The organism is Paraburkholderia sp. JHI2823, from assembly GCF_038900695.1.
GTDB lineage: Bacteria > Pseudomonadota > Gammaproteobacteria > Burkholderiales > Burkholderiaceae > Paraburkholderia > Paraburkholderia mimosarum.
In genome coordinates this window covers 1-20,033 of sequence record NZ_JAYMRY010000066.1, presented here as the reverse complement: position 1 = coordinate 20,033, position 20,033 = coordinate 1, and the positions used below count along the sequence as shown (strand labels likewise).

Here is a 20,033-nt window from a genome sequence, read left to right as displayed (position 1 = left end):
CGACCTGACGGGCCAGCAGGATGTGCTCACGCGTTTGCGGCATCGGGCCGTCAGCGGCCGAGCACACCAGGATTGCGCCGTCCATCTGCGCCGCGCCCGTGATCATGTTCTTCACGTAGTCAGCGTGGCCCGGGCAGTCGACGTGTGCGTAGTGGCGGTTGGCCGTTTCGTACTCGACGTGCGCGGTGTTGATGGTAATACCACGTGCCTTTTCTTCCGGCGCGGCGTCGATCTGGTCGTACGCCTTCGCCTCGCCGCCGAACTTGGCGGTCAGAACCGTCGTGATCGCTGCCGTCAGCGTGGTCTTGCCGTGGTCAACGTGACCGATCGTGCCCACGTTCACGTGCGGCTTGGTCCGTTCGAATTTACCTTTTGCCATGTTTCTCTTCTTTCAAAAAAGTGGTGAATCGGTGACTGAGCGATGCGGACCGGACTCGCGCCCGATCCGCTTTGCGCCGATGCTTACTTCGCCTTCGCGCTGATGATCGCGTCGGCCACGTTACGCGGTGCTTCTGCGTAGTGCTTGAATTCCATCGTGTACGTTGCACGACCTTGCGTCAGCGAACGCAGCGACGTCGAGTAGCCGAACATTTCCGACAGCGGCACTTCGGCGCGAACGATCTTGCCGCCGCCAACCATGTCTTCCATGCCCTGGACGATACCGCGACGGCCCGACAGGTCGCCCATCACGTTGCCCATGTAGTCTTCCGGCGTTTCGACTTCCACGGCCATCATCGGTTCGAGGATGACCGGGCTCGCCTTGCGCATCGCTTCCTTGAACGCCATCGAACCGGCCATGCGGAACGCATTTTCGTTCGAGTCGACGTCGTGGTACGAACCGAACGTCAGGTGAACCTTGACGTCGACGACCGGGAAGCCCGCCAGCACGCCTGCCTTCAGCGTGTCCTGGATACCCTTGTCGACCGCGGGGATGTATTCGCGCGGAATCACACCACCCTTGATCTCGTCCAGGAACTCGTAGCCCTTGCCCTGCTCGTTCGGCTCGAGCGTGATGACCGCGTGACCATACTGGCCGCGACCACCCGACTGCTTGACGAACTTGCCGTCCACGTCCTTCGCCGTCGCGCGGATCGTTTCGCGGTACGCAACCTGCGGCTTGCCGACGGTCGCTTCCACGCCGAATTCGCGCTTCATGCGGTCGACCAGAATTTCGAGGTGGAGCTCGCCCATGCCCGAAATGATGGTCTGGCCCGATTCCTCGTCCGTCTGGACGCGGAACGACGGGTCTTCCTGCGCCAGGCGGTTCAGGGCGATGCCCATCTTTTCCTGGTCAGGCTTGGTCTTCGGCTCGACGGCCTGCGAAATCACCGGCTCCGGGAACACCATGCGTTCCAGAACGATCGGGTGCTGCGGGTCGCACAGCGTGTCACCCGTGGTCGCTTCCTTCAGGCCAACGGCCGCGGCGATGTCGCCCGCACGAACTTCCTTGATTTCTTCGCGGTTGTTCGCGTGCATCTGCAGAATACGGCCGAGGCGTTCCTTCTTGCCCTTGGTCGAGTTCAGCACGGTGTCGCCCGAGTTGACGATGCCCGAGTACGCGCGGAAGAAGATCAGCTGGCCGACGAACGGGTCGGTCATGATCTTGAACGCGAGTGCCGCGAACTTCTCGTCGTCGGCTGCGCGGCGCTCTGCCGTTTCACCGTTTTCGAGCTCGCCCTTGACCGGGGGGATATCGACCGGCGACGGCAGGAAGTCGATCACGGCGTCGAGCATACGCTGCACGCCCTTGTTCTTGAACGCGGTGCCGCACAGCATCGGCTGGATTTCGCACGCGATCGTACGGTCGCGCAGTGCCTTGACGATTTCGGCTTCCGTGAGCTCTTCGCCGCCGAGGTACTTTTCCATCAGCTCTTCGCTGGCTTCAGCAGCCGACTCGATCATCTTCTCGCGCCACTCGTTGCACGAGTCGACGAGTTCAGCCGGGATGTCGACGTAGTCGAACTTCGTGCCTTGCGAGGCCTCGTCCCAAATGATCGCTTTCATCTTCAGGAGGTCGACGACGCCCTTGAAGGTTTCTTCTGCGCCGATCGGCACCACGACCGGAACCGGGTTTGCCTTGAGGCGGTTCTTCAGCTGGTCATAGACCTTGAAGAAGTTCGCGCCGGTACGGTCCATCTTGTTGACGAACGCGAGACGGGGAACCTTGTACTTGTTCGCCTGGCGCCACACCGTTTCCGACTGCGGCTGCACGCCGCCCACGGCGCAGTAGACCATGCACGCACCGTCGAGCACGCGCATCGAGCGCTCGACTTCAATCGTGAAGTCGACGTGGCCCGGGGTGTCGATGATGTTGATGCGGTGCTCGGGGTAGTTACCGCCCATGCCCTTCCAGAACGCGGTCGTAGCAGCGGAGGTGATCGTGATGCCACGCTCCTGTTCCTGCTCCATCCAGTCCATGGTGGCAGCGCCGTCGTGAACTTCACCAATCTTGTGGTTCACGCCGGTGTAAAACAGAATGCGCTCGGTCGTCGTCGTCTTGCCGGCGTCGATGTGAGCGCTAATACCGATGTTACGGTAGCGCTCGATAGGAGTCTTGCGAGCCACTTTGATCCTCTATCGGGAGGTGCGCGCCGGATCGATCCCGACCGGGTTAGACCCAACGCGCCTGAACACAAACGGGCGAGGCGCTCGATAAGCGCACCCGCCCGGAATTTTTTCCGTCTTTTGAGCGAACCCCGGTAGGGGTTTCTCTTAGAAGCGGAAGTGCGAGAACGCCTTGTTCGCTTCTGCCATCCGGTGAACTTCGTCGCGCTTCTTCATCGCGCCGCCACGGCCTTCGGCCGCTTCGGTGAGTTCACCTGCCAGACGCAGGGCCATCGACTTCTCGCTGCGCTTCTTCGCGGCTTCACGCAGCCAACGCATCGCCAATGCCATACGACGCGAGGGGCGCACTTCGACCGGAACCTGATAGTTCGCACCACCAACGCGGCGGCTCTTCACTTCCACCACCGGCTTCACGTTGTTGAGCGCGACAGTGAACACTTCCAGCGGGTCCTTGCCACCCTTGGTCTGGATCTGTTCGAAAGCGCCGTACACGATACGCTCGGCAACCGACTTCTTGCCGGAGAGCATCAGCACGTTCATGAACTTGGCTACATCAACGTTGCCGAACTTCGGATCCGGCAACACTTCCCGCTTGGGGACTTCGCGACGACGCGGCATGTTTCTTCCTTTAACTTTTCAGTTGAAGCGCGGGTGAATTCCTTGCGCTCCGCGGCCACCAACTAACCCGATTCATCCCGGGTTCGACATCCCCGGACTTACCAGCCTGGTCGGGTGACCACTTACTCGACAGCACCGGCCAATCCGGCACTTGTCGCTTTATCGCCGACGCCCGAGAGCGCAGACGACGCTTGACCCTTACTTCGCAGCCTTGGCGCGCTTCGCGCCGTACTTCGAACGAGCCTGCTTACGATCCTTGACGCCCTGGGTATCCAGCGAGCCGCGAACCATGTGGTAACGCACACCCGGCAAGTCCTTCACACGGCCGCCGCGGATCAGCACGACCGAGTGCTCTTGCAGGTTGTGGCCTTCACCACCGATGTACGAAATGACTTCGAAGCCGTTCGTCAGACGAACCTTGGCGACCTTACGAAGTGCCGAGTTCGGCTTCTTCGGCGTCGTCGTGTACACGCGGGTGCACACGCCGCGACGCTGCGGGCAGTCCTGCAGGGCCGGCGACTTGCTCTTCGTAGCTTCCGAAGCGCGGCCTTTGCGAACCAGTTGATTGATGGTTGGCATTGTTTATTCCTGAAATTGAACAAAATCGACGCATTTATTTCCGGGCAAAGCGGAAAAGCATGCATCCAAACTCCTACTCGAACTCCGGAACTGGCTGAATGACGTGAGCTTCGCCGAAGTGACTGGCGAGCGCGGACGTCCCAAGAACCGGAACCCAGCATGATATTCCGAAAATACCAAGTGAGTCAACGGCTTGCGACATTTCGGACGACCGGGCAAGTGACAGCGCGGCGAATATGGAGCTGGTGCCCGGAATCCCCGCGACGGAAACCTGCCGCCTTATTCGTCGCCGACGACCTCGACGAGCTCCTCGCCGAAGCGTTCGAGCTTGCGCGCACCGATGCCCGGAATATCGCGCAGTTCGTCGACCGATTCCGGACCGTTGCGCGCGATCTCCGCCAGCGTGGCGTCGTGAAAGATGACGTAGGCCGGCACGCCCTCACTTTTCGCCGTTTCGGTGCGCCACAGGCGCAGACGCTCCCATCGCGAGCGCTGGCGCGGACTCATGCCGAGGGTCGGATCGGCGCGCTCGCTCGTGCGGCCCGACGACGCGCGCGTTCGCGTGGGTTTGACGTAGCGGCGCATCGTGACCGTGTGCTCGCCCTTGAGCACCGGCTTGCTCGCTTCCGTGAGCACCAGCGAGCCGAAGCCGTCATGGTCCACGGTGAGATAGCCGAACGCCACCAGTTGGCGAAAGATTGTGCGCCATTCGGGCTCCGAAAGCGCCGAACCGATGCCGAAGGTGGAGAGCTTCTCGTGCCCGCGCTGAAGGATCTTTTCGCTGCGGTTGCCGCGCAGGATGTCGATCAGGTGGCCTGCCCCGAAATTGAAGCCGCTCGCGCGCTGCGCGCGGAACACACACGAAAGCGCCATTTGCGCCTCGCGCGTGGCGTCCCACGTGGCGGGCGGCTCGAGGCACGTGTCGCAGTTGCCGCACGGCTTGCTCTCTTCGCCGAAGTACGCGAGCAGACGCACACGCCTGCACGAGGCCGCCTCGCACAGGCCGAGCAGCGCGTCGAGCTTGCCCGTCTGCACGCGCTTGTGCTGCTCGTCGGCTTCGGACTCGTCGATCATCTTGCGCTGCTGCACGACGTCGCCGAGGCCGTAGGCCATCCATGCGTTGGCCGCCAGCCCGTCCCGGCCCGCGCGGCCCGTTTCCTGGTAGTAGCCCTCCACGCTCTTGGGCAAGTCCAGATGCGCGACGAAGCGTACGTCCGGCTTGTCGATGCCCATGCCGAACGCAATGGTGGCGCACATCACCACGCCCTCCTCGCGCTGGAACAGCTCCTGGTGCTTCTGGCGTATCTCGAACTCCATGCCGGCGTGGTACGGCAGCGCGCGGACGCCCTGGCCCTTCAGCCATTCGGCTGTTTCTTCGACCTTGCGGCGCGACAGGCAGTACACGACGCCCGCATCCGTGGTGCCATCCGCGCGCGTGTGCTCAGCGCGAATGAAGTCGAGCAGTTGCGTACGCGCGTTGTCTTTTTCGACGATGCGATAGCGGATGTTGGGGCGGTCGAAGCTCGAGACGAACACGCGTGCGTCGTCGAGCGCGAGGCGGTGGGCGATCTCGTCGCGCGTGATGGCGTCGGCGGTTGCCGTGAGCGCAATGCGCGGCACGTTCGGAAAGCGCTCGTGCAGCACCGAGAGCTGGATGTATTCGGGCCGGAAGTCATGGCCCCATTGCGACACGCAGTGTGCTTCGTCGATTGCGAAGAGGCCGATGCGCGTGCGCTCGAGCAGATCGAGAAAGCGCGGCGTCATGAGGCGCTCTGGCGCGACATAGAGGAGATCGAGATCGCCTTCGCGCAGCGCTCGCTCTGTGGCGGCCGCTTCGGCGCCGCTCAGTGTCGAATTCAGATAGGCGGCACGCACGCCGACCTCGGTGAGCGCGGCGACCTGGTCCTGCATGAGCGCGATGAGCGGCGACACGACGATGCCGGCGCCATGCCCGGCTTCGTGACGCACGAGCGCGGGAATCTGGTAGCAGAGCGATTTGCCCCCGCCGGTGGGCATGAGCACCAGCGAATCGCCACCTCCGGCCACGTGCTCAACGATCTCGGCCTGTTGCCCTCTGAACGCGGGATAGCCGAAGACTTCGTTGAGGATTTCGAGGGAGCGGGACATGAGGGCGGTGAGCGTGCAGAGCAAAGGCGGTGGACCGGATTTTACCAACCCGGGCGCGCCGAAACCGCCGCTACCGTGAAGATTGGCCGTTCGGCCAGGAGAAAGCGAGGCCGCTGCGCGCGCGGATCGCGATCGCGGTCGGCCTGAACGGAGCGGCCTTCGTCAGGCGGCAAGCCGTCGGCGCGCGACCCGAACTGCACCGGCGATCGTCACGATGGCAACGACGAGTGCTGCGATCACGAAGATGCTGGAGCCGAAGAGCACGACGTTTGCGCCCACGAGAATCAGCGACCCGATCGTCAGCAGTGCGGCACCGCCTTTGACTTTGCTCGCCACCAGCATGATGAAACCGATGATGAGGAATGCCCACATCACGAGGAAGGTCGCGAAGAAGTTCGCCGCCGCTTCATTGCCAACGTGATGCAGCAGTTGCGAAAAGCTGGCGACGCACGCCGCCAGATTCAGGATGAGACCGAGCCCAACGACCCACATGGTTACCGCCTCCAGATTCAGATAAATGCCATCCACGCCGTCCGAAAAGACCCACGCGGACTGCCTTGGCGCGCTACGTTAGCACGCCTCACAGAGGTGCGCAGCGACCCGGCCGGCGCTGCGTCACGAGGCCGCAGACGCGCGTGCGAGACGTCGCACACCGCTCGCGCGGAAAACACGCGCCAATAAAAAAGCCGCCCGGTCGAAACCAGGCGGCTCTTGCGAGACCACTACGTCAGCGAAAGGCCGCTTGCGCCGCCCCGCGCTTACTCGTCCGTCGTGTGCGGCTGTTGCGGCTGCTCGGCGGCCGGGGTTTCCGGCGTGCCGAACTCGAACGCTTCTTCCGCTGCGATCTGGTCGAAACGCTCGCGATCCGACGATTCCTTCGCCTTGCGCGCCTTGTGGAACGCGAGACCCGTACCGGCCGGAATCAGGCGGCCGACGATCACGTTTTCCTTCAGGCCACGCAGATCGTCGCGCTTGCCCATGATCGCCGCTTCGGTCAGCACGCGGGTCGTTTCCTGGAACGATGCCGCCGAGATGAACGAATCGGTCGAGAGCGATGCCTTCGTGATACCGAGCAGCACGTTCTCGTACGTTGCCGGACGCTTGTCTTCCGCGTTCATCTTGTCGTTTTCGTCGAGCATGTCCGACCGCTCGACCTGTTCGCCAGGAATGAAACGCGTATCGCCGTTGTCGACGATCTGCACGCGGCGCAGCATCTGACGCACGATCACTTCGATGTGCTTGTCGTTGATCTTCACGCCCTGCAGACGGTACACGTCCTGCACTTCGTCGACGATGTAGCGCGACAGCGCCTCGATACCCTGCAGACGCAGGATGTCGTGCGGATCGGCCGGGCCGTCCACGATCATTTCGCCCTTGTTGACGACCTGACCGTCGTGGACCAGCACCTGCTTTTCCTTCGCGATCAGGAACTCGTGCTGGTTGCCCTCGAGGTCCGTGATGACGAGACGCTGCTTGCCCTTCGTGTCCTTACCGAACGACGTCGTACCCGTGACTTCCGCCAGGATACCTGCGTCCTTCGGCGAACGTGCTTCGAACAGTTCCGCCACACGCGGCAGACCACCGGTAATGTCACGCGTCTTCTGCGCTTCGGTCGGGATACGTGCGAGCACTTCACCGACCTGCACCTGCTGACCGTCCTTCACGGTGATCAGTGCGCCGACCTGGAAGCCGATCTGCACCGCGTGCTCCGTGCCCGGGATCTTCACTTCGTCGCCGTTCGCGTCGAGCAGCTTGACCTGCGGACGCACGCTCTTCGAAGCCTGCGAGCCGCGGCGCTTCACGTCGATCACGACGAGTGTCGAAAGACCCGTCACGTCGTCGATCTGCTTGGCCACGGTCACGCCTTCCTCGACGTTCTCGAACTTCACCGTACCGCCGTACTCGGTGATGATCGGACGCGTGAGCGGATCCCACGTCGCGAGCTGCGTGCCGGCCTTGATCGCTGCACCGTCGAGCTGCAGCAGCGTCGCGCCGTACGGCACCTTGTGACGCTCGCGCTCGCGGCCGTGATCGTCGGCGATGATCGCTTCGCCCGAACGCGAGATGACGACCTGCTCGCCCTTCGCATTCGTGACGTAACGCATCGTCGCCGTGAAGCGCACCGTACCGTTCGACTTGGCTTCCACCGACGAGGCCACCGCCGCACGCGACGCCGCACCACCGATGTGGAACGTACGCATCGTGAGCTGCGTGCCCGGTTCGCCGATCGACTGCGCCGCGATCACGCCGACGGCTTCGCCGACGTTCACGCGCGAGCCGCGGCCCAGGTCGCGGCCATAACAGGCAGCGCACAGGCCGTAGCGCGTTTCGCAGGTGAGCGGCGTGCGCACGCGCACTTCGTCGATGCCGAGGCTTTCGATCGTTTCGACCGCGTCTTCGTCGAGCAGATCGCCCGACGCGTAGATCGTTTCCTGCGTTTCCGGATTGACGACGTCAGCCACCGCCACGCGACCGAGGATACGGTCACGCAGCGCTTCGACGACTTCACCGCCTTCCACGAGGGCCTTCATCGCCACGCCGTTCGACGTGCCGCAATCCTCTTCGACCACCACGAGATCCTGCGTGACGTCGACGAGACGACGCGTGAGGTAACCCGAGTTGGCGGTCTTCAGTGCCGTATCAGCCAGACCCTTACGTGCGCCGTGGGTCGAGATGAAGTACTGCAACACGTTCAGACCTTCGCGGAAGTTCGCGGTAATCGGCGTTTCGATAATCGAGCCGTCCGGCTTCGCCATCAGGCCACGCATACCCGCCAGCTGACGGATCTGGACCGCGGAACCCCGCGCGCCCGAGTCGGCCATCATGTAGATCGAGTTGAACGATTCCTGACGCGTTTCCTTGCCGTCGCGGTCGATGACCGGTTCCGTCGCGAGCTGCTCCATCATCGCCTTGCCGACCGCTTCCGACGTTGCCGACCAGATGTCGACCACGTTGTTGTAGCGCTCTTGTGCGGTGACGAGACCCGACATGTACTGGCGGTCGTACTCCTTCACCTTCTTCGCGGCGTCGCCGACGATGGTTTCCTTCTGCGGCGGCACGAGCATGTCGTCCACGCAGATCGAAATACCGGCGCGCGTTGCAAGGCGGAAGCCCGACTGCATCAGCTGGTCGGCGAAGATCACCGTTTCGCGCAGACCGCACTTGCGGAACGCGGTGTTGATCAGACGCGAGATTTCCTTCTTCTTCAGCGGCTTGTTCAGCACCGAGAACGGCAGGCCCGGCGGCAGGATTTCCGAGAGGATCGCGCGGCCGACGGTCGTCGCATACAGCGAGATCTTCGGCACGAACGCCGGCGCGCCTTCCGACTTGTCCTCGTTGTGGACCATTTCGGTGATACGCACGTTGACGCGCGAGGCCAGCTCGACTTCCTTGTTCTCGTACGCGCGGAGCACTTCCGACACGCCCGTGAACGTCATGCCTTCGCCCTTGCCGTTGATCGCTTCACGCGTGGCGTAGTACAGGCCCAGCACGATATCCTGCGACGGCACGATCGACGGATCGCCGTTGGCCGGGAACAGGACGTTGTTCGACGCGAGCATGAGCGTACGCGCTTCCATCTGCGCTTCGAGCGACAGCGGAACGTGAACGGCCATCTGGTCACCGTCGAAGTCGGCGTTGAACGCCGCGCAAACGAGCGGGTGCAGCTGGATTGCCTTACCTTCGATCAGCACGGGCTCGAAAGCCTGGATGCCGAGACGGTGCAGCGTCGGCGCACGGTTGAGCATGACCGGATGCTCGCGGATCACCTCTTCGAGGATGTCCCACACCACCGGCGTCTGGTTCTCGACTTCCTTCTTTGCAGCCTTGATGGTCGTGGCAACGCCCATCGTCTCCAGCTTGTTGAAGATGAACGGCTTGAAGAGCTCGAGCGCCATCAGCTTCGGCAGACCGCACTGGTGCAGCTTGAGCGTCGGACCCACCACGATGACCGAACGGCCCGAGTAGTCCACGCGCTTGCCCAGCAGGTTCTGACGGAAGCGGCCGCCCTTACCCTTGATCATGTCGGCGAGCGACTTCAGCGGACGCTTGTTCGCGCCCGTCATCGCCTTGCCGCGACGGCCGTTGTCGAGCAGCGAGTCAACCGCTTCCTGGAGCATCCGCTTTTCGTTGCGGACGATGATCTCCGGCGCCTTCAGCTCGAGCAGACGCTTCAGGCGGTTGTTACGGTTGATGACGCGGCGATACAGGTCGTTCAGGTCCGAGGTCGCGAAACGGCCGCCGTCGAGCGGCACGAGCGGACGCAGTTCCGGCGGCAGCACCGGCAGCACTTCGAGCACCATCCATTCGGGCTTGATGCCCGAACGCTGGAAGGCCTCGAGCACCTTCAGGCGCTTCGCGTACTTCTTGATCTTCGCTTCGGAGCCGGTGTTCTTCAGCTCCGTGCGCAGCGTCTCGACCTGCTCGTCGATGTTGATCGCGCGCAGCAGCTCGCGCACGCCTTCCGCGCCCATCTCGGCGCGGAATTCGTCACCGTATTCCTCGACCTTGTTGTAGTAATCCTCTTCGGTCATGATCTGCCGCGCCTTCAGCGGCGTCATGCCCGGTTCGATCACCACGTACGCTTCGAAGTACAGCACGCGCTCGATGTCGCGCAGCGTCATGTCGAGCACCATGCCCAGACGCGACGGCAGCGACTTCAGGAACCAGATGTGCGCGACCGGCGAGGCCAGCTCGATGTGGCCCATGCGCTCGCGGCGCACCTTGGCGAGCGTGACTTCCACGCCGCACTTTTCGCAGATCACGCCACGGTGCTTCAGGCGCTTGTACTTGCCGCAAAGGCATTCGTAGTCCTTGATCGGACCAAAAATCTTCGCGCAGAACAGACCATCGCGCTCCGGCTTGAACGTGCGGTAGTTGATGGTTTCCGGCTTCTTCACTTCGCCGAACGACCACGAACGGATCTTGTCGGGCGAAGCCAGACCGATCTTGATCGCGTCGAAAACTTCTTCTTGTTGGACTTGCTTGAATAGATCGAGCAGAGCTTTCATTGCCTTCTCTCCGTAGTCCGATTAGTTGCGGTCGAGGTCGATGTCGATGCCGAGCGAGCGGATTTCCTTCACCAGCACATTGAAGGATTCCGGCATGCCCGCGTCGATCACGTGGTCGCCCTTGACGAGGTTCTCATACACCTTCGTCCGGCCCGTCACGTCATCGGACTTCACCGTCAACATTTCCTGCAGCACATACGAAGCGCCATACGCTTCGAGCGCCCACACTTCCATTTCACCGAAGCGCTGACCACCGAATTGCGCCTTACCACCCAGCGGCTGCTGCGTGACGAGCGAGTACGGACCCGTCGAACGCGCGTGCATCTTGTCGTCGACAAGGTGGTGCAGCTTCAGGTAGTGCATGTAGCCCACGGTGACCGTACGCTCGAACATCTCGCCCGTGCGGCCGTCGTACAGACGCACCTGGTTCTTCGAAGGCGTCATGCCGAGGTTCTTGGCGATGTCGTCCGGATAAGCCAGGTCGAGCATCTTCGCCATTTCCTCTTCGGTCGCACCGTCGAACACCGGCGTTGCGAACGGCACGCCTTCGCGCAGGTTCTTCGCGAGTTCGAGGATCTCGTCGTCGCTGAAGCTGTCGAGGTCTTCCTTGTGGCCCGATTCGTTGTAGATCTTCGTGAGGAACTCACGCAGCTCCGCAACCTTCGTCTGACGCGCGAGCATTTCGCCAATACGCCAGCCCAGACCCTTCGCGGCCCAACCGAGGTGCACTTCGAGAACCTGACCCACGTTCATCCGTGACGGCACGCCGAGCGGGTTCAGCACGACGTCGGCCGGACGGCCATCGGCCATGTACGGCATGTCTTCGATCGGAACGATCTTCGACACCACACCCTTGTTACCGTGACGGCCTGCCATCTTGTCGCCAGGCTGCAGACGGCGCTTCACGGCCAGGTACACCTTGACCATCTTCAGCACGCCCGGCGGCAGTTCGTCGCCTTGCGTGAGCTTCTTGCGCTTCTCTTCGAACGCGAGGTCGAACTGGTGGCGCTTCTCTTCGATCGAGTTCTTGATCGCTTCGAGCTGTGCCGCTGCTTCTTCGTCCGCGAGGCGGATGTCGAACCAGTGGTAGTGATCGAGATCTTCGAGGTACGCGCGCTCGATCTTCGTGCCCTTCGCGAGCTTCTTCGGACCGCCGTTCGCAACCTTGCCTTCGAGCATGCGGGCGAGACGCTGGAATGCGTCGCCTTCCACGATACGAAGCTGGTCGTTCAGGTCGAGGCGATAGCGCTTCAGTTCATCGTCGATGATCTGCTGGGCGCGCTTGTCGCGCTGGATGCCTTCACGCGTGAACACCTGCACGTCGATGACCGTGCCGTTCATGCCCGAGGGCACGCGCAGCGACGTATCCTTCACGTCCGAAGCCTTCTCGCCGAAGATCGCGCGCAGCAGCTTTTCTTCCGGCGTGAGCTGGGTTTCGCCCTTCGGCGTGACCTTGCCCACGAGCACGTCGCCTGCTTCGACTTCCGCGCCGATGTACACGATGCCCGACTCGTCGAGACGGCCAAGCTGCACTTCCGCGAGGTTCGAAATGTCGCGCGTGATTTCTTCCGGTCCGAGCTTCGTGTCGCGAGCCACGACGTTCAGTTCTTCGATGTGGATCGACGTGTAACGGTCGTCGGCAACCACCTTCTCCGAGATCAGGATCGAGTCTTCGAAGTTGTAGCCGTTCCACGGCATGAACGCGATCAGCATGTTCTGGCCGAGCGCGAGCTCGCCCAGATCGGTCGATGCGCCATCAGCCAGCACGTCGCCGCGCGCAACCTTGTCGCCCATCTTCACGATCGGACGCTGGTTGATGTTCGTGTTCTGGTTCGAACGCGTGTACTTGATGAGGTTGTAGATGTCCACGCCGACTTCACCGGCGACGGCTTCATCATCGTTCACGCGGATCACGATACGGCCCGCGTCGACGTAGTCCACCACGCCGCCACGCAGCGCCTGAACCGTCGTGCCCGAGTCGACCGCAACGGTGCGCTCGATGCCCGTACCGACGACCGGCTTTTCCGGACGCAGGCAAGGCACGGCCTGACGCTGCATGTTCGAGCCCATCAGTGCACGGTTCGCGTCGTCGTGCTCGAGGAACGGGATCAGCGAGGCTGCAACCGAGACGATCTGCGACGGTGCCACGTCCATGTACTGGATGCGGTCCGGCGTGACCATCAGCGTTTCGCCTGCTTCACGCGACGAGACCAGTTCGTCGGTCAGCGTGCCGTCTTCGGCCACCGCCGCGTTCGCCTGGGCGATCACGTAACGGCCTTCTTCGATCGCCGAGAGGTAGTCGATCTGGTCGGTCACCTTGCCGTCTGCAACCTTGCGATACGGCGTTTCGAGGAAGCCGTATTCGTTCAGGTGCGCGTACAGCGCCAGCGAGTTGATCAGACCGATGTTCGGACCTTCCGGCGTCTCGATCGGGCACACGCGGCCGTAGTGGGTCGGGTGCACGTCGCGGACTTCGAAGCCTGCGCGCTCACGCGTCAGACCGCCCGGGCCCAGTGCGGAAACACGGCGCTTGTGCGTGATTTCCGAGAGCGGGTTGGTCTGGTCCATGAACTGCGACAGCTGCGACGAACCGAAGAACTCGCGAATCGCCGACGAAATCGGCTTCGAGTTGATCAGGTCGTGCGGCATCAGGTTTTCGCTTTCGGCCTGGCCGAGGCGTTCCTTCACTGCACGCTCGACGCGCACGAGACCCGCGCGGAACTGGTTCTCCGCGAGCTCGCCCACGCAACGCACGCGACGGTTGCCGAGGTGGTCGATGTCGTCCACTTCGCCCTTGCCGTTGCGCAGCTCGACGAGGATCTTGATGGTCGCGAGGATGTCGTCGTCCTGCAGCGTCATCGGGCCGACGATTTCGTCACGGCCCACGCGGCGGTTGAACTTCATACGACCCACCTTCGAGAGGTCGTACGCTTCTTCGCTGTAGAACAGGCGGTTGAACAGCGCCTCGACCGCTTCTTCGGTCGGCGGCTCGCCCGGACGCATCATGCGGTAGATCGCGATGCGCGCGGCCATCTTGTCGGCGGTTTCGTCGATACGCAGCGTCGACGAGATGTACGGACCCTGGTCCAGATCGTTCGTGTAGAGCGTCTGGATGTCCTTGATCTTCGCTTCGCGCAGCTTCTCGAGCACGCTTTCCGTGATCTCGTCGTTCGCGTTCGCGATCACTTCGCCGGTGTCGCCATCGACGACGTTCTTCGCCAGCACGCGGCCGAGCAGATAGTCTTCGGGGACCGAGATGTACGTGGTCTTCGCGTTTTCGAGGTCGCGAATGTGCTTCGCGTTGATCCGCTTGTCCTTCTGGACGATGACCTTGCCTTCGCGATCGCTGATGTCGAAGCGCGCGACTTCACCGCGCAGACGCTCCGGCACGAACTCCATCTGTGCGCCTTCGGGCATCAGCGTGAAGTTGTCGAACACGAAGAAGTTCGCGAGGATCTGTTCCGGCGTGAGGCCGATGGCCTTCAGCAGGATCGTGACCGGCATCTTGCGGCGACGGTCGACGCGGAAGTACAGCACGTCCTTCGGATCGAATTCGAAGTCGAGCCACGAGCCGCGGTAAGGAATGATACGGGCCGAGAAGAGCAGCTTGCCCGAGCTGTGCGTCTTGCCCTTGTCGTGTTCGAAGAACACGCCGGGCGAGCGGTGCAGCTGCGAGACGATGACACGTTCGGTGCCGTTGATGACGAACGAACCGGTCGGCGTCATGAGCGGAATTTCGCCCATGTACACTTCCTGTTCCTTCACTTCCTTCACGACCGGCTTGCTCGGCGATTCCTTGTCGAGCAGGACGAGACGGACCTTGGCGCGCAGCGCCGAGCAGTACGTGAGGCCACGCTGCTGGCATTCCTTGATGTTGAATGCCGGCGGCGAGAGCATGTAGCTCACGAACTCTAGACGAGCAAAGCCGTTATGGGAAACAATAGGAAAAACAGACGTGAACGCGGCCTGCAGACCTTCGGGCTTGCGCTGAACGCTCGCCGTTTCTGCTTGCAGGAACGTGCTGAATGATTCAAGCTGGGTAGCCAGCAGGAAAGGAACCTGGTGAACGATGGGGCGTTTCGCGAAACTCTTGCGAATACGCTTCTTCTCGGTGAAGGAATAGTGCATACGATCTCCGAATCACGGCGGGTAGGACGACCCGAGTGTTCACCGACTGAGACCCGATGGCTTCGCGAGCCCTGGAAGCTTGGTGGTTGGCCTCTACCAACCGCTGGCTGACGGCAACGGATTTCGGCTTGTCATAACTTGCCCGCTGCCCGACCAAACTTGCCTTCTGCAGTCGCTTCAGAAGACAAAGAGAAACGCCGTCCGCCACGGTCGACTCACGCAGCGAAAGACGGTTTTCTTTGGCTTCTGGATCCCGCATCCTGCCTCCGACTCCTGAAAATCGAACACAAAAACGCAGAATCCACAAAGCACAAAAAGGCCGGCGGTGTAAAAACCGCCAGCCTTCGCACAGCGCGCTGAAACTTACTTGATTTCAGCCTTCGCGCCGGCTTCTTCCAGCTTCTTCTTCGCTTCTTCAGCAGCAGCCTTGGGCACCGCTTCCTTCACGGGCTTCGGTGCGCCGTCGACCAGGTCCTTCGCTTCCTTCAGGCCGAGACCCGTCAGTTCGCGAACGGCCTTGATGACCGACACCTTGTTTGCGCCTGCTTCGAGCAGGTTGACCGTGAATTCGGTCTGCTCTTCAGCAGCAGCAGCAGCGCCGCCGCCTGCCGGGCCAGCGACTGCCACAGCAGCTGCCGACACGCCAAACTTCTCTTCGAAAGCCTTGACCAGTTCGTTCAGTTCGAGAACCGACATCGAGCCTACGGCTTCGAGGATGTCTTCTTTTGCGATTGCCATTTGAAATTACTCCAGATTTGAATTCGGAAACAGCTAGCGATCCTTCTCGCTTGCCTGCGTTCGTTCGCTTGCCTGAAATCAGGCAGCTTCTGCTTGCTTCTTCTCTGCCAGCGCGGCGAGAGCACGCGCGAAGCCGGAAACAGGAGCTTGCATGACGAACAGCAGCTTCGAGAGCAGTTCTTCGCGGCTCGGGATGCTGGCCAGCGCTTGCACGCCTGCCTTGTCCATCACCTTGCCTTCGTAGGAACCAGCCTTGATGACCAACTTGTCATTGCCCTTGGCGAAGTCGTTGACGACCTTCGCGGCAGCAATGGCATCTTCCGAGATGCCGTAGATCAGGGGGCCAGTCATCTGCTCTGCCAGCGGAGCAAACGGGGTACCTTCGACAGCGCGACGCGCCAGCGTGTTCTTCAACACGCGCAGGTACACCTGCTGCTCACGCGCTTTCGCGCGCAGCTTGGTCAGATCGCCAACCGCGATTCCACGATACTCGGCCAGCACCATGGTCTGAGCCTTCGCGACTTGCGCGGAGACTTCAGCCACGACGGCCTGCTTACCTTCTTTGTTCAGTGGCACGGTTAACCTCCAGATTCGACACACTCTGCTTTCGCGTTGTGTGCCGCGTTCAACAACGGCGACCGACCAGTCCGGAGTAAATCAGCTTGCTTCTTCGGGCGTTGCCGCCCGCATCCGCGCACATCAGCACTTCAAAACTTTTTCGGGTTCGCCATCTGCGTTGGCTTTGCATTAAGGAAGCACCCGACTGCTGCACTTCCGCCAACGGTCTTTGACAACCGGTTGTGCCGCACTAACTGCTTGCCGCACAACCGCCCAAAGCCCTTTAAATCCGCGCTGCCACCCTTGTGGGTCTCAGCGCGGCAAAACTTGTTACGCTGCCAGCGACGACTGGTCGACGCGCACGCCAACGCCCATCGTGCTCGACACGGCGATCTTGCGCAGGTACACGCCCTTGCTCGTTGCCGGCTTCGCCTTGGTCAGCGCGTCGAGGAGCGCGTCCAGGTTGCTGCGCAGCGCTGCCGGCTCGAACGAAGCACGGCCGATGGTCGCGTGGATGATACCGGCCTTGTCGACACGGAACTGCACCTGACCAGCCTTCGCGTTCTTGACCGCGGTCGCCACGTCCGGCGTCACGGTGCCGACCTTCGGGTTCGGCATGAGGCCACGCGGACCGAGGATCTGACCGAGCGTACCGACGACGCGCATCGTGTCCGGCGAAGCGATCACGATGTCGAAGTTCAGGTTGCCGCCCTTGATCTGCTCAGCGAGGTCTTCCATGCCGACGATCTCGGCGCCTGCTGCCTTCGCCTGCTCGGCCTTTTCGCCTTGCGCGAACACGGCGACGCGGACCGACTTGCCGGTACCTGCGGGCAGAACGACCGAGCCGCGAACGACCTGGTCCGACTTCTTCGCATCGATGCCGAGCTGCACGGCAACGTCGATCGACTCGTCGAACTTCGCCGTGGCGCATTCCTTCACGAGCGACAGCGCGTCGCCGATCGGGTACTGCTTCTGGCGGTCGATCTTGGCAGCCAGTGCCTTTTGACGCTTGGAAACGTTAGCCATTTACACACCCTCCACGACGATGCCCATCGAGCGGGCGCTGCCAGCGATCGTGCGGACCGCGGCGTCCATATCGGCTGCCGTGAGGTCCGGCATCTTGGTCTTGGCGATTTCCTCGGCTTGCGCGCGGGTGATCGTAGCAACCTTGTCGGTGTGCGGCTTCGCCGAACCCTTGTCGACCTTCGCTGCCTTCTTGATCAGCACGGTAGCCGGCGGCGTCTTCAGGATGAACGTGAAGCTCTTGTCCGCGAATGCCGTGATGACGACCGGAACCGGCAGACCCGGTTCCATCGCTTGAGTCTGCGCGTTGAACGCCTTGCAGAACTCCATGATGTTCAGGCCACGCTGGCCCAGTGCCGGACCGACCGGCGGCGACGGGTTGGCTTTACCTGCAGGAATCTGCAGCTTGATAAAGCCAATGATTTTCTTTGCCATGTTGAAAACCTCTTTGGAACGCGTGAGCGTTCTGATGAGTGGTAGCGCGCGTTCGCCGCAATCTTCGCTGTGCCAACCGGGTAGTCGACTTTTGCAACCGACCGGACTACTGGCGCTCCTCTACGGCCATTACGCGGACCGTAAGCGCGGAAAAACGGACCGCGCCAAAGGCGCGATCCGTAGAATTCGATTTACAGCTTTTCGACCTGGCCGAACTCGAGTTCGACCGGTGTAGCACGACCGAAAATGGTGACGGAGACCCGGACGCGCGACTTTTCGTAGTTGACTTCTTCGACGCTGCCGTTGAAGTCCGTAAAAGGACCTTCCTTCACGCGGACCATCTCGCCGACTTCGAACAGGGTCTTGGGGCGCGGCTTCTCAACGCCTTCCTGCATCTGCGACATGATCTTTTCGACTTCGCGCGGCGAAATCGGGCTCGGGCGATTACGCGCCCCGCCGACGAAACCCGTCACCTTTGCCGTGTTCTTCACGAGGTGCCACGTTTCATCCGTCATTTCCATTTCAACCAGGACGTAACCCGGGAAGAAACGACGCTCGGTCACCGATTTGTGACCACCCTTCACCTCGACCACTTCTTCAGTCGGAACGAGGATCTGGCCAAACTTGTCCTGCATGCCAGCACGTTCGATGCGCTCCTGAAGCGCACGTTGCACGCTCTTCTCCATGCCGGAGTAGGCGTGCACCACATACCAACGCTTTCCGCTCGGGGATGCCGGTGTATCGCTCATATCATTTCCAACCCAGAATCGCCGAGAAAATCACCCATTCAACGGATTTGTCGCAAACCCACAGAATGATGGCCATTGCCAGCACAAAACCGAAGACCACCAGCGTCGTTTGCGTGGCCTCTTTGCGAGTCGGCCAGACGACCTTGCGAACTTCCTTGTACGAGTCTTTGGCAAACGCGATGAAGCTCTTGCCGGGCGCCGAGAGAAGACCGACTACCACCCCCGCGATCACGCCCACTGCGAGCGCCGCACCGCGGACATACCACTCCTGGCTACCGAGCCAGTAGAACCCTACGAACCCGGCCACAACCAACAATACGCCCGCCGCAAGCATCAGCTTGTCGCTGGAAGTATTAACAGTTTCGACGGAAGGATTCGCCATAACACCTTAAAGAACAACGCGCCGAGGCGCGAAAAGTTGGCAGGGGCAGAGGGAATCGAACCCCCAACCTTCGGTTTTGGAGACCGACGCTCTGCCAGTTGAGCTATACCCCTAAACCATTTTGGGGTTGGCGGCATCGCCAACCCCGAAACCACTTAGTCGATCAACGAGACTGGCAAAAACTTACTCGATGATCTTGGCGACGACACCGGCGCCGACGGTACGGCCACCTTCGCGGATTGCGAAGCGCAGACCTTCTTCCATCGCGATCGGAGCGATCAGCTTCACCGTGATCGACACGTTGTCGCCCGGCATCACCATTTCCTTGTCCTTCGGCAGCTCGATCGAGCCCGTCACGTCCGTCGTACGGAAGTAGAACTGCGGACGGTAGTTGTTGAAGAACGGCGTGTGGCGGCCGCCTTCGTCCTTGCTCAGCACGTACACTTCAGCCGTGAAATGCGTGTGCGGCGTGATCGAACCCGGCTTGGCCAGCACCTGGCCGCGCTCCACGTCTTCACGCTTCGTGCCGCGCAGCAGGATACCGACGTTGTCGCCTGCCTGACCCTGGTCGAGCAGCTTGCGGAACATTTCCACGCCCGTGCAGGTCGTCTTCACCGTCGGCTTGATACCGACGATTTCGATTTCCTCGCCGACCTTGACGACGCCGCGCTCGACGCGACCCGTCACCACCGTGCCGCGACCCGAGATCGAGAACACGTCTTCCACCGGCATCAGGAACGCGCCGTCAACCGCGCGCTCCGGCGTCGGGATGTACGTGTCCAGTGCGTCGGCCAGGTTCATGATCGCCACTTCGCCCAGCTCGCCCTTGTCGCCTTCCAGCGCCAGCTTGGCCGAACCCTTGATGATCGGCGTGTCGTCGCCCGGGAAGTCGTACTTCGACAGGAGTTCGCGCACTTCCATTTCGACCAGCTCGAGCAGCTCGGCGTCGTCGACCATGTCGCACTTGTTCAGGAACACGATGATGTACGGCACGCCGACCTGACGGGCCAGCAGGATGTGCTCACGCGTTTGCGGCATCGGGCCGTCAGCGGCCGAGCACACCAGGATTGCGCCGTCCATCTGCGCCGCGCCCGTGATCATGTTCTTCACGTAGTCAGCGTG

At 61.8% G+C, this 20,033-nt stretch carries 15 protein-coding genes and 1 tRNA gene; all 16 read right to left on the bottom strand.

Going from position 1 to position 20,033, the window contains the following annotated elements:
- Window positions 1-379 (bottom strand): GTP-binding protein (locus VSR34_RS35725; protein WP_342964916.1); only part of this gene is annotated, 379 nt, incomplete at its 3' end.
- An 83-nt stretch (window positions 380-462) separates the two neighbouring features.
- Window positions 463-2,565: an elongation factor G gene (fusA, locus tag VSR34_RS35720; RefSeq protein ID WP_028215036.1), complete on the bottom strand. Its 2,103-nt coding sequence runs from the start codon at window positions 2,563-2,565 to the stop codon at window positions 463-465.
- A 147-nt stretch (window positions 2,566-2,712) separates the two neighbouring features.
- The gene (rpsG, locus tag VSR34_RS35715) at window positions 2,713-3,183 is read right to left on the bottom strand and encodes a 30S ribosomal protein S7 (protein WP_027797954.1); all 471 of its coding nucleotides are present in this window, start codon (window positions 3,181-3,183) and stop codon (window positions 2,713-2,715) included.
- A 198-nt stretch (window positions 3,184-3,381) separates the two neighbouring features.
- On the bottom strand, window positions 3,382-3,762 hold the full coding sequence (gene rpsL, locus VSR34_RS35710; protein ID WP_027797953.1) for a 30S ribosomal protein S12: 381 nt from the start codon (window positions 3,760-3,762) through the stop codon (window positions 3,382-3,384).
- Window positions 3,763-4,041: 279 nt separating this feature from the next.
- Entirely contained in the window at window positions 4,042-5,889 is a 1,848-nt protein-coding gene (gene recQ / locus VSR34_RS35705; RefSeq protein ID WP_342964915.1) for a DNA helicase RecQ, read from the bottom strand.
- 162 nt (window positions 5,890-6,051) lie between these two features.
- A complete protein-coding gene (locus tag VSR34_RS35700; protein WP_155837007.1) occupies window positions 6,052-6,381 on the bottom strand; it encodes a hypothetical protein in 330 nt (109 codons plus the stop codon).
- Between the two features lie 266 nt (window positions 6,382-6,647).
- Window positions 6,648-10,898: a DNA-directed RNA polymerase subunit beta' gene (rpoC, locus tag VSR34_RS35695; RefSeq protein WP_028215039.1), complete on the bottom strand. Its 4,251-nt coding sequence runs from the start codon at window positions 10,896-10,898 to the stop codon at window positions 6,648-6,650.
- 21 nt (window positions 10,899-10,919) lie between these two features.
- Entirely contained in the window at window positions 10,920-15,026 is a 4,107-nt protein-coding gene (gene rpoB, locus VSR34_RS35690) for a DNA-directed RNA polymerase subunit beta (RefSeq protein WP_028232574.1), read from the bottom strand.
- Between the two features lie 363 nt (window positions 15,027-15,389).
- Entirely contained in the window at window positions 15,390-15,764 is a 375-nt protein-coding gene (rplL, locus tag VSR34_RS35685; RefSeq protein ID WP_027821097.1) for a 50S ribosomal protein L7/L12, read from the bottom strand.
- Between the two features lie 78 nt (window positions 15,765-15,842).
- The gene (gene rplJ, locus VSR34_RS35680; protein ID WP_028215041.1) at window positions 15,843-16,340 is read right to left on the bottom strand and encodes a 50S ribosomal protein L10; all 498 of its coding nucleotides are present in this window, start codon (window positions 16,338-16,340) and stop codon (window positions 15,843-15,845) included.
- Window positions 16,341-16,652: 312 nt separating this feature from the next.
- Window positions 16,653-17,348: a 50S ribosomal protein L1 gene (gene rplA, locus VSR34_RS35675; RefSeq protein WP_028215042.1), complete on the bottom strand. Its 696-nt coding sequence runs from the start codon at window positions 17,346-17,348 to the stop codon at window positions 16,653-16,655.
- Window positions 17,349-17,780 (bottom strand): 50S ribosomal protein L11, encoded by a 432-nt coding sequence (rplK, locus tag VSR34_RS35670; RefSeq protein ID WP_027797945.1) that lies wholly within the window; start codon window positions 17,778-17,780, stop codon window positions 17,349-17,351.
- Window positions 17,781-17,971: 191 nt separating this feature from the next.
- Window positions 17,972-18,529, bottom strand: a complete 558-nt coding sequence (gene nusG, locus VSR34_RS35665; RefSeq protein WP_028208939.1) for a transcription termination/antitermination protein NusG — start codon at window positions 18,527-18,529, stop codon at window positions 17,972-17,974.
- 1 nt (window position 18,530) lies between these two features.
- Window positions 18,531-18,911 carry a preprotein translocase subunit SecE gene (gene secE / locus VSR34_RS35660; RefSeq protein WP_028215043.1) on the bottom strand — a complete coding sequence of 127 codons (381 nt, stop codon included), beginning with the start codon at window positions 18,909-18,911 and terminating at the stop codon, window positions 18,531-18,533.
- A gap of 37 nt (window positions 18,912-18,948) precedes the next feature.
- Window positions 18,949-19,024: transfer RNA gene (locus VSR34_RS35655), tRNA-Trp, on the bottom strand.
- A 70-nt stretch (window positions 19,025-19,094) separates the two neighbouring features.
- Window positions 19,095-20,033: elongation factor Tu (gene tuf / locus VSR34_RS35650; protein ID WP_342964914.1), on the bottom strand; the 939-nt coding region annotated here is incomplete at its 5' end.